We start from the raw sequence: 11468 nt of genomic DNA, 5'->3' as shown, positions 1-11468 counted from the left end.
GCCTCTTTTGTTCCCTACAAGGACGAGGGGCCATCCCGGGCCAAACCATTCTATACCGATCCTCCCTACTCTTCCCGAGCCCAAAAGGCCCATGTCGCACCATCATCAAAAAGGAAAGCCGGGAAATGGGGTCGGTTGATCTTTTTATTGATTTTACTCCTCATTTCCGTGGCCTTACTGCTCTTGCAGTATTATCCTCCCGGGAAATCCTTTTGATCACCCCTGACAAAATAGGGTCATACCATTAGCAAAATACAGTGAATGTCTTATTCCCCTTAGCCGGGAAATTGGGTATTATAAGACCAACCAAAAAATATATCTTGTTTTTCAACAAGTTGGGAGTTCTTCTTCCTTAAAAATGAAAGGCCCCTTTTTACATGACTAAAAAGCATATCCTTATTGTTGATGATAACCAATCCCTCCGGGAGGGATTGCGCTCTCTTCTCTCCTCCTGCCATGGCTTCGATATCGTGGGTGAGGCCGGAGACGGCCTGGAGGCTGTTCAGTCAGTGGACAAATTCCATCCCGACCTGGTTTTGATGGATCTTTCCATGCCTCGCATGGACGGCATGGCGGCCACACGGGAAATCAAAAAAAGATGGCCCAAAACGAAAATCCTGGCTTTTACCGTCCATGATACCGAAGAATACGTCTTCGCCGCTCTCAAAGCCGGAGCCGATGGCTATGTCCTAAAGGATTCCCCTCAATCGGATTTGATTCGATCCATTGTTAAGGTCCTGGATGGAAATCAGGTCCTGAGTTCGTCGGTCGAGGGAAAGTGGGGAGGGTTGGGGCTTCATTAAATTAACACGGGAATAAATAAAGTTTCAAGATGCAAGATGCAAGTTTCAAGTATGGAAAACCTGAACCTATTGCCCCTGGCCCATCGCCCATAGCCTCGTGATGTTATTTCCTTTAGTCACGGCGCCCTCACGGCTTCCCTTCTATACTACATAATCCGTTAAAACCGTCAGAAAGAAGCTCCTGACTTTTTGCTTTTTTATGTTGACATCATCTTCCATTTAGATGAAATTATAATATTTGTAACGGAGGATTTAAACCATGCCCTCTCGAAATCAGGAGCCCGGAGAACCCGACCACCCGGCGGACAAATCACCCCGGGCCGATAAGCCCCGCATCCCGGACCGGCCTGTTTTGGTCGTCGGTGTCGGTGCCAGGGCGGAGGACCTGGATCACCTTAGAAAGCTTTTTGCCGGCCTGCCCACCGGACAGGGGCTGGCTGTTGTCCTGGTCCAGCAGGCCATCCCATCCCAGGTAACTCTCAACGTCAATACCTTTAAGAACCACACGGCCCTGAAGATCCTCGAAGCCTCAGATGGCCTTCTCACCGAAGCCGATCACCTTTACCTGATTCCTCCTGACCGGCATCTCAATATCGTAGAAGGACGGCTGAGCCTGGTTGAACCGGTTTACTGCCACGGATTGTGCCTGCCCATAGACCATTTTTTCTGTTCCCTGGCGATCGACCAGAAAACCAGGGCTGTGGGTATCGTTTTTTCGGGAACCGGCAGTGACGGCACCATCGGATTGTCGGAGATCAAGGCCTCCGGCGGCCGGACCATTGTCGAAGACAGACCATCAGCCGGGTCTGCCGAACAGCCAGGCCCCATCACGGCCCACGTGGCCGATAAAGTTCTCCCGGTGGAAAAGATCCCCGAGGCCCTGCTGACCTGGGCCGCCCGATCAGGCAATTGGAATTCCTCGGCTGAAACCGATGAATTAGAGGCCGATTACCTGGCCATTTTGAATCTCCTCCACGCCAGGACCGGCCATGATTTCCGGTGCTATAAGAAAAACACCCTGATCCGGCGGATCAACCGCCGTCTGGCCCTGCACCAACTCCATCTCCCGGCCGAGTACCTGGCCTTTATGGAATCCCATCCAGACGAAGCCCGGCTGCTCCAAAAAGATCTGCTCATCAGCGTAACGGATTTCTTCCGTCAGCCGGAGGCCTGGCGCACCCTGGAAGAAAAAATAATTCCCCCCTTGATCGCCAAGGCCGGACCCGAGAACCCTATACGCGTCTGGATCCCCGGGTGTTCGACCGGCAAGGAGGCCTACAGTCTGGCCATCCTGCTGGCCGAGAAGGTAGAAGCTTCCGGCAAACCGATCGACATTCAAATCTTCGCCACAGATACCGATGAGGACACCCTTAATATCGCCCGCGGCGGGATCTATCCGGAAGGTGACCTGGGATCGACTATCTCGCCGGTTCGACAAAAGAAATTTTTTGCCCGCAATAAAGGCCAATTCCAGGTAACCAAGGCCATCAGGGAGATGGTAGTCTTTGCGCCCCAAAACCTGACCACCGATCCGCCCTTCTCCAGGCTCGACCTGATTATTTGCCGTAATCTCCTGATCTACCTCGACCGCGAAGTCCAGCGGCAAATCATCGCCCTGTTCCATTTTGCCCTGCGTGAAGGCGGCTATCTGTTCCTGGGCAATGCCGAAACCGTCAGTGACCACCAGGACTTGTTCGAACCGGTCTTTAAAAAATGGCGAATCTACCGGCGTATCGGGGTGGGCCGCCGGATGCCCATGGAATTACCTCTCGGAAAAAGCTCGGGGAACCGGATTGCAGCACCCTTTCCGCCCCGTCTGAACAGCCTTACTTTTATAGCCCAGCAGGTTCTGGTGGACCGTTTCGCCCCGACGGCGGTCATCATAGACCGCCGGCAGCAACTACTCTATGCCCATGGGGCCACTGAAGACTATCTGACGATTCCCCGAGGCGAACCCACCATGGATATCGTCGGTCTGGCCCGGGAAGGTTTGCGCCTTCGTCTGGGAACGGCCATTCGAAAGGCCATCGAGGAGAATAAAACCACCGGCATCACCACCCGCCTTAAACGGGGCGACCACTCCGTTCCCGTAAGGGTGACCGTAACACCATTGCACCACCCCCGTGAGATGAACGGCCTGCTGCTGATCAGCTTCGAAGACTACACATCCCCGGCCGGGGACCAGACCGCGCCTGAGCAGCCGGCAGCCGGGGAAAACAGCTGGATGCAATTAGAGGATGAGCTCAAAGTCACCAGGGAAGAACTCCAGAGCACTATCGAGCAGTTAGAGAGCTCCAATGAAGAACTGAAGGCCTCCACTGAAGAGGCGATCGCCTCCAACGAGGAGCTGCAATCGGTCAATGAGGAGCTGGAGACCTCCAAGGAAGAGCTCCAATCCCTGAACGAGGAACTGAACATCATTAATGCCCGCCTCCAGGAAAAGGTTGGAGCATTAGAGAACGCCAACAACGACGTCAACAACCTGCTGAGCAGCACCCATATCGCCACGGTCTTTCTGGACCGCGCCTTCAGGGTCAAACGCTACACCCCGGCCATTACCGGGCTGCTGAGCCTGATCCCCTCCGATGTCGGCCGGCCCATGGAGGATATCACCTTCAAGTTCAAGGATGACGACCTGCTGGCCCATGCCCGACGGGTGTTGGCCGAACTCACCCCAATAGCCAAGGAGGTGCAGGCCGAGAACGGCCGGTGGTATGTCCGCCGGATTACGCCTTATCGCACCCATGACGATCGCATCGAAGGTGTAGTGGTCACCTTTCTGGATGTGGATGAGATTAAACAGGCCGAGGCAGAGTTGACGCGGGTGGCTTCTTTCCCGATGCTGAACCCGAATCCGGTCACCGAGACGGACATGGAAGGACGGATGCACTTCCTTAATCCCTCGGCCAGACGGCTTTTCCCCGATCTTGAGCAGAAGGGGGCCGATCATCCCTTCCTGGGGGATTGGGCCTCGATCGCCCATACCTGTCGGGAAAGTGAAGGGAATCTCAGCGTCCGTGAAGTAACCGTTGGAGAGCGTGTCTACTACCAGACGATGTACTGCGTTCAAGAAACGCAGCGTATCCGCATTTATGGGATTGACATCACCGAGCGCAAGCGGACCGAAGTTCTCCTTTCGGAAAATGAAAACCGCCTGAAAAGGGCCCAGGAAATCGCCCACCTCGGCAGTTGGGAACTCGACCTGGTGGGCAACCTCCTGACCTGGTCCGATGAAGTCTATAGGATTTTTGGTTTACAACCCCAGGAATTCGCGGCCACCTATGAGGCCTTCCTGGAAGCGATACACCCGGAGGATCGTCAGGCGGTAAACGCGGCTTACTCCGGATCGCTACGGGAAGGAAGAGACTCCTACGAGATCGAGCACCGGATCGTGCGGAAATCCACAGGAGAAACCCGATATGTCCATGAAAGATGTGAGCATGTCAAGGACGAAACCGGCCTGATCATCCGCTCGGTGGGCATGGTACATGACATCACCGAACATAAACTGGCCGATGAAGCCCTGCTGCGAGCCAAGGAAGAATGGGAACGCACCTTTGACAGTGTACCGGACCTGATCGCCATCCTGGACGATCAACACCGGGTCATTCGGGTGAACAAGGCCATGGCTGACCGGCTGGGGTCCACTCCCAGTGCCTGTCTGGGGCAGCACTGCTACGAAGTCGTCCACGGATTGGAGGCCCCGCCGACCTTCTGCCCCCACGCCAAGACCCTGTTGGACGGACTGGAGCACGTGGAGGAACTCCATGAGGGACACCTCGGCGGCGACTTCCTGGTCAGCACCACCCCGGTAATCGATGCCCGGGGCCAATTGATCGGGAGTGTCCACGTGGCACGGGATATCACCGACCGCAAAAAAATGGAGGATAAACTGCGACGCTCCCGGGACGATTTGGAAATCCGGGTCCGGGAACGGACCGCCGAACTGGCCTTAGCCAATGAAGGCCTGATAATAGAAATTGCTGAGCGGCAGAGAGCGGAGAAGGCCCTTCTTGAGTCGCAGAAGCAATTGCGTGTTCTGGCCGCCAAGATCCTTATCGCTCAGGAAAACGAAAGGAAACGCATCGCCCTTGATGTCCACGATATCCTGGGGTCATCCCTGAGTGCCATCAAATTCAAGGTGGAAGAGGTTTTATACCTGGTTTCTGAAGACCAAAATCCGAATATATGCAAACCGCTGAAGGTCCTTATCCCTGTCATCCAGGATACGATCGAAGCCGCCCGAAGGATCCAATCCGATCTGCGGCCTCCCCTTCTGGATGATCTGGGGATCCTGGCCACCTTTTCCTGGTTTTGCCGGAGATTCCAAACGATTTATTCGAACATCCGCATTGAACAAACGATTACCATCCTGGAAGAGGAGGTGCCCGATCCTCTGAAAATCGGTATCTTCAGAATTACCCAGGAAGCGATGAATAATATCGTTAAACATGCTCAGGCCGACTTGGTCCATCTCGGGCTGCGAAAGGTCGACGGCACCTTGGAGCTGACTATTCAGGACAATGGGAAAGGATTTGATCCGGAAAGCCTCTCCACCAAAGAGGGTTCGAAAAAAGGTCTGGGTCTTTCCAGTATGAAAGAGAGGACTCAATTTTCCGGAGGGTTGTTCTTCATCGATTCCTCCCCGGGAAAAGGGACGGTGATCAAGGCCCAATGGCCCGTCTTATGAAGAAATGAATTAGGACGCTGATTTTCGCAGATACTCGCAGATAATTATTATTGATGGTCTTGTAAAAACTCGTCATTCCCGCGAAGGCGGGAATCCAGGCTAACCGTAACCACTTAAAAGGACTTGATTCCCGCCTTCGCGGGAATGACGAAAAGAGACGAGTTCCGACTTCCAAATAACTTAGCTTTTTTATTGCCAAGTTATTTTCTGATACAGCGCCGCAATGCGGCGTTTCATAGCTTTTTACGAGTTCATCATTCTTTATATTCAAAATCTTGACAATCGGCACGATTGGCGAAAATCTGACGATCCGAGTTCATCAGCGTCCAAAAAATAAATTCTTATACCATAAATTTATCCCAAATAAACGTTGACCTATTCGTAAATCCGATTTATAAATGCGCAGTTGAATGAGAAAGGTGTCCTCTAAATGAAAAAAAAGAAGCGTATCCTGATTGTCGATGACCATCCCGCTTTGAGAGAAGGATTACGATCCCTTCTGACGTCTCATCAGGATTTCGATATTGTCGGCGAGGCCGGGGATGGTTTTGAGGCCATCGATTCCGTTAATAAATTCCTTCCTGACCTGGTTTTAATGGATATATCGATGCCCCGGATGGATGGTATGGCCGCCACCCGTGAAATCAAAAAAAATTGGCCCGAGACTAAAATCCTGGCCTTCACCGTCCATAATTCTGAGGAATATATCCAGGCCACCCTCCAGGCCGGAGCCGATGGATATCTATTAAAAGATACCGCCCGCTCCGAACTGATTCATTCCATCGAACATATCCTGAACGGGAAAAAGGTCCTTGGGTCAGCCATTATAGAAAAGATTAAACGGCTTGAGTCTTCTCCAACGCATTAACACGAAAACAAAGTTCGGGGACCACGGGCCAGGGGTCGGGGGTCAGTTGAAGAGAAGCAAGTGAAAAAAACCTTAAACCTTGTACCTTGCCCCTCGCCTATTGCCCATAGCCTATAGCCTAAAAAAATTTTCATGCTTCGTGTTGCCCGCCCCGGGCATGCGGGTTTAATACGAAAATAACGTTCAGGGATCGGGGGTCGGCGAAAGACATTTTCATTCTTCGTAGTGCCCGACCCGGGCATGAGCGCTTAGTACGAAAATAGATTCCAATTTCGGATTTCGGAATTTAAAAGAAACGCTCCTTCAACATTCATGATTCGATATTCGATATTCGCTTTTTCATGTTTCGTGGCGCCCTCGTCCACCCCTCTTCGAGCCGAACGCCTTTCTCATTTCTCTTTCTTACCCGTCACCTTCCCTTTAATCCCCTTCTGCTTTTTTCCCGGCCAGAGATAGACAATGGGCGAGGCCACAAAGATGGAGGAATAGGTGCCGATAATCACACCGAAAAGCAGGGCCAGAGCAAAGTCATGAATCACCACCCCGCCCAGGAAATAAAGGGCCAGCACGACCAGAAAAACCGTTAAAGAAGTGATGATAGTCCGGGAAAGGACTTCGTTGATGCTGAGGTTAATGATCTCTCCAAAATCTTTTTTCCCGCTTCGGCTCATGGTCTCCCGGATCCGGTCGAAAACCACCACCGTATCGGTCAGGGAGTAACCGGCCAGGGTCAGGAGGGCCGTCACAATCAGCAGGGTTATTTCCTTATCGAACAGATAAAAAAGCCCCAGGACCGCCAGAACATCATGAAAAGTCGCAATGGCCGCGGCTACCCCGAAACGGAACTCAAAGCGCCAGGCCAGGTAGATAATAATACCGGCCAGGGAGATGGCAATGGCCAGCAAAGCCGCCTTTTTTAAGGCCGAACTGACCGAAGACCCGATCTCGGCCTTGCTTTCCACCGCAAATTTCAGTTCCGGGAAATCCTCCTGGAGGGCCTTGGCAATGGCATCGGTCTCTTTTCCAACGGAATGTTCCGATTTTTTAACCCGGACCATCAAAATGTTTTCCTGGGCGACCTGTTGGAGTTCCAGGTCTTTAAAACCCCTCTGGGTCAAGGCCCCTCGAATCTTGTCCAGCCGGAAGGGTTGAGCGGCCTTGAACTGAGCCATGGTCCCGCCGGAAAATTCCACCCCCAGGTTGGCCTGGCCCCGGTTGATCTGGACAAAGGCAATCAGGCCCAGCAGGCAGAGAATCCCGGAAAAGATAAAGGCATATTTTCTCAAACCGATAAAATCTAATTTGGTTTTTTTCAAAAACTCCACAAAGCGAATCGGCTTGAGACGGCGTTTGACGCTCAACCAGTCATAGACCACCCGGGTGCAAAAAAGGGCCGTGAAAAGATTGAAGATAACGCCGATACTCAAGGTGACGGCAAATCCCTTGATCGGCCCCGATCCGAAAAGAAACAGGGCAAAGGCTGTGATCAGGGTGGTGACGTGGGAGTCGATAATGGTCCAGAAGGCCTTGTCGTAACCGCCATCCACCCCGGACTTGACCGGTTTGCCCTGGGCGAATTCTTCCCGCATACGCTCAAAGATCAGGACGTTGGAATCGACGGCCATACCTATGGACAGAATGATTCCGGCAATGCCCGGCAGGGTTAAGGTAGCCCGGAACAACCCCAGGGCGGCTATCATGAAGAGGATATTGAGGATCAGGGCAAAGTTGGCGATAAGCCCGGAAAAACGGTAATAATACATCATAAACAAGACCACCAGTCCCGTACCGACCAGACCGGAGAAAAATCCTTTTTGTATGGAATCCAATCCAAGGGTCGGGCCGACGGTCACATTTTGAACGACATTGACCGGAGCCGGCAAGGCACCGGCCCGCAGGACAATGGCCAGATCGCTGGCTTCCTCCATGGAAAAAGACCCGGTAATCTGGGCCTGGCCTCCGGAGATCCTTTCCTGAATGACCGGGGCGGACTGGACGATCTGATCTAAAACGATCGCTAATTGACGGCCCACATTGTCCCGGGTGACCTGGTCAAAGAGTCTGCTCCCGTGGGCGTTGAGTTCCACACTGACATAGGGTTCATTAAAATTTCCGCCGATCTGGACCTGGGCTGTCTTAATAGCATCGCCGGTCATCAGGGCCTTGGCGTACAGTAAAACAGGGATGCGGCTAACCCGGCCGGTCTCCCGGTTAATTTCTTTTCGAATATAGATTTCCCTTTCCGAAGGAATCTGGTCTTTCAGGGCCTCGTTCAACTCAGTATGATTGTAATCCTTTTTCACCCTTCCGCTGTTTACCGCCTGTTCAATAAGGTTGGGGAGGTCGATACGACTTTCGCTATCTAACAATTTAAATTCCAACTGGGCCGTCCGGCCGATAAGATCCATAGCCCTCTGAGGATCCTTGACCCCCGGCAATTGAACCACAATTTCATCGGTCCCCTGTCGCACGATGACCGGTTCCGTGACCCCGAATTGATCGATCCGGTTCCGGATGATTTCCAGGCTTTGTGACAGGGTGTTTTCCGTGATCGATTTGATTTCTTTTTCCTTCAGGGCCAGTTCCACCTGGAGTCCTTCTGGTTTGGGGGCCGTTGAAACAACGGTCAGGGTTGGAAATTCCTCCTTAATCGTCTTTTGAACCACAGGAAGGTGATCGGCATTAGGCAAAAGAAAAGTCAGCCGGTTCAGGCCCAGGCCTTCCCCGCGACTGGCCGGGATCTGCTTCTTCCTCAGGGTTTCCCGTAAGTCGTGTTGAGAAAGCTCCAGATAATTCTTGGCGGCCTTCTCTAAATCGACTTTAAGAATCAGGTGCATGCCCCCCTGGAGGTCCAGCCCGAGCCGCAGGCCCTCACTGGGCAAGACCTTACTCCACCAGGATGGAAAATTCTTAGTCACCGAGGGAATGATCAAAAGAATGGACAAAGCAGCTAAAATACCGATCAAAGTAAACTTCCAACGAATTTTTTTAAGCATAATCAATCCCTTTTCTATCGGAGAGTAAAAAATGATGCAGATTTTATAAATCCCTTTAAAACTGTTTTGTTTCTCATTATTTAGGCCAAAAGTCAAGTTTTTATATAGATAAACAAAAAATACAGCCTTTTGGCAGATAATATACTGTCTTCAACCCATTTATTAAACTGGTGGGGTCTTTTAATGTAGAACTATTAAAAATCTCTCCCTTGAGGGAAGGCAACGGAATAATGGATAATAAAATCAAAACCCCGCCACAGGAACCCCTTTTATCCTCCAGCCGTGATTTAATAGTAGACGAGTTAACCCATGAACTGAAAAATACTCTGGTGGTGATTAATATCAGTTCCCAGCTTTGTTTGGAAGTCAAAGATCTGCCTCCTGTAGTGCAAAAAAACATCGGTCACATTCTCCAAAACAGCCAGAAGGCTTCCAGGATTATCAATGACATCCAAGATCTTTGTACGGCCGGTGCTGAAAGCCGGCAACGGATGAGGAAACAAGAGGTCTAAGATGCAGGGCAGCCCAGCCAGGATCCTGATCGTCGATGATGAGGAAGATGTCCGGGAAGTACTCTCGGATCTCCTCACCCTGGAAGGATATACGTGTCTAACGGCCCACGATGGCGAAACCGCCTTGAAGATAATCTTTCGCCAAAATCCGGATCTGCTGTTATTGGATTATAAAATGCCGGGTATGGATGGCATCGAGGTCCTGGGAAGGGTCAAGGATTTGAAGCCCGGACTTCCGGTGGTGATGCTTACCGGTTATGGGAATATAGCGGGGGCCGTGAAGGCCATGAAATCAGGGGCTCAGGATTATTTGGCCAAGCCCTTTCTCAGCCATGAGCTGATCAAAGTCATTCAACAGATCTTAAAGACCCAGGAGCCTGGCGGAGAATCCTCTTCCCGTTCCGGCCAGACGGCTTCGGCTGATTACCTCCGGATCATGATGGGCCCCAGTGATCCTGTTTTCCAGCTTATCTGTGAGATAAATCGGGTGGCCAAATCCGATTTCAATGTGATCATCCAGGGAGAAACAGGGTCGGGAAAAGAACTGGTGGCCCAGGCCATTCATCAATCGAGCCCACGGGCCGAAGCCCCTTTCATACCCGTCGATTGCGGGGCCATACCCGAGACCCTTTTTGAAAGCGAACTTTTTGGTTATGAGAAAGGGGCCTTCACCGGCGCCCAAAACCAACAGAAGGGAAAATATGAAACGGCCTGCGGCGGGACTCTTTTTTTAGATGAAATTTCCAATATGCCCCTGGCTTCCCAAGCCAAACTCCTCCGGGTTCTCCAGGAAAAGGTCGTTTATCGCGTCGGGGGGCATAATCCGACGGAGGTCGATGTCCGGGTCCTGGTGGCCAGCAACCAGGACCTGGAGGAACTGGCCGCCAAAAACTTGTTCCGCCCGGACCTTCTCTTTCGTTTAGATGAATTTTTCATCAGAATCCCCCCTCTTCGAGAACGTAAGGAGGACATCCTCTATTTAGCCGATCGTTTTTTGGATCTCACTAATTCCGAATTGAAAAAAGAAGTAAAGGGCTTTTCGGAATCGGCCCAAGAAACCCTGAAGGACTACCAATGGCCGGGCAATGTGCGGCAACTGAGATCAACCATCCGCCGGGCGGTGCTCCTGGCGGATGAGCTTATCGAACCAAACCATCTGGATATCAAGAAGGGGGCCATGGGCGATACGGCCTTTATCCCTGATCTTGAAGGGCTTCGCCATTATTCCCTCAAAGAAATCGTTAATCAGAATGTCAAGGCCATAGAACGGGAAGTGCTCGTCCAGGTGCTTAAGTCAACCAACGGAAACAAGGCCAAAGCGGCCCGGATCCTCCAGATAGATTACAAGACCATTCAAACCAAATTAAAACAGTTTGGATTGTTCGAAAGTGTCTCCTATCTCACTGAAAAGGAATGGGGAAAGAAAGGGGTGGAGCCGATCGGGTGAACTATGTATCTCGGGGGCTTCTATCCTGTATTTTCACCATACTTAGAGAAAGCATTCCATACAATCAGGAATCGATTCCCCAACTTCCATTCCCTAATCCCCAAGAGTATCCCAATCGCATTATTCTACAAATCGCCTTATTTCCACAAGTT

6 protein-coding genes are annotated in these 11468 nt (G+C 51.6%); 5 read left to right on the top strand and 1 reads right to left on the bottom strand.

The genetic code is table 11. From position 1 onward, the window contains the following. Window positions 1-377 precede the first annotated feature (377 nt). The 3 genes from HY879_18690 to HY879_18680 all read left to right on the top strand — a co-directional run bounded on the left by HY879_18690 (window position 378) and on the right by HY879_18680 (window position 6361). The gene (locus HY879_18690; protein MBI5605366.1) at window positions 378-803 is read left to right on the top strand and encodes a response regulator transcription factor; all 426 of its coding nucleotides are present in this window, start codon (window positions 378-380) and stop codon (window positions 801-803) included. A gap of 259 nt (window positions 804-1062) precedes the next feature. Continuing rightward, window positions 1063-5493, top strand: coding sequence for a PAS domain S-box protein (locus HY879_18685; GenBank protein ID MBI5605365.1), 4431 nt, complete (start codon window positions 1063-1065; stop codon window positions 5491-5493). A 430-nt stretch (window positions 5494-5923) separates the two neighbouring features. Beyond that, window positions 5924-6361 carry a response regulator transcription factor gene (locus HY879_18680; protein MBI5605364.1) on the top strand — a complete coding sequence of 146 codons (438 nt, stop codon included), beginning with the start codon at window positions 5924-5926 and terminating at the stop codon, window positions 6359-6361. A gap of 389 nt (window positions 6362-6750) precedes the next feature. On the opposite strand, the gene secD is transcribed toward HY879_18680, so the two are convergent. Further along, a complete protein-coding gene (gene secD / locus HY879_18675) occupies window positions 6751-9357 on the bottom strand; it encodes a protein translocase subunit SecD (protein MBI5605363.1) in 2607 nt (868 codons plus the stop codon). A gap of 230 nt (window positions 9358-9587) precedes the next feature. Here secD and HY879_18670 point away from each other — a divergent pair, with 230 nt between their 5' ends. Beyond that, window positions 9588-9869, top strand: coding sequence for a hypothetical protein (locus tag HY879_18670; protein ID MBI5605362.1), 282 nt, complete (start codon window positions 9588-9590; stop codon window positions 9867-9869). A 1-nt stretch (window position 9870) separates the two neighbouring features. After that, a complete protein-coding gene (locus HY879_18665) occupies window positions 9871-11316 on the top strand; it encodes a sigma-54-dependent Fis family transcriptional regulator (GenBank protein ID MBI5605361.1) in 1446 nt (481 codons plus the stop codon). The last annotated feature ends 152 nt before the right edge of the window (window positions 11317-11468 follow it).

It is taken from the genome of Deltaproteobacteria bacterium, assembly GCA_016219225.1.
Classification (GTDB): domain Bacteria; phylum Desulfobacterota; class RBG-13-43-22; order RBG-13-43-22; family RBG-13-43-22; genus RBG-13-43-22.
Note: the sequence above shows the minus strand (reverse complement) of the source record. Positions and strands in the feature narration are given on the sequence as shown.

What these genes read in the sequence shown, in the direction of transcription:
- HY879_18685 (MBI5605365.1), top strand. Translation starts at nt 1,063, where the DNA reads ATGCCCTCTCGAAATCAGGAGCCCGGAGAACCCGACCACCCGGCGGAC.
- secD (MBI5605363.1), bottom strand. Translation starts at nt 9,357, where the DNA reads ATGCTTAAAAAAATTCGTTGGAAGTTTACTTTGATCGGTATTTTAGCT.
- HY879_18690 (MBI5605366.1), top strand. Translation starts at nt 378, where the DNA reads ATGACTAAAAAGCATATCCTTATTGTTGATGATAACCAATCCCTCCGG.
- HY879_18670 (MBI5605362.1), top strand. Translation starts at nt 9,588, where the DNA reads ATGGATAATAAAATCAAAACCCCGCCACAGGAACCCCTTTTATCCTCC.
- HY879_18680 (MBI5605364.1), top strand. Translation starts at nt 5,924, where the DNA reads ATGAAAAAAAAGAAGCGTATCCTGATTGTCGATGACCATCCCGCTTTG.
- HY879_18665 (MBI5605361.1), top strand. Translation starts at nt 9,871, where the DNA reads ATGCAGGGCAGCCCAGCCAGGATCCTGATCGTCGATGATGAGGAAGAT.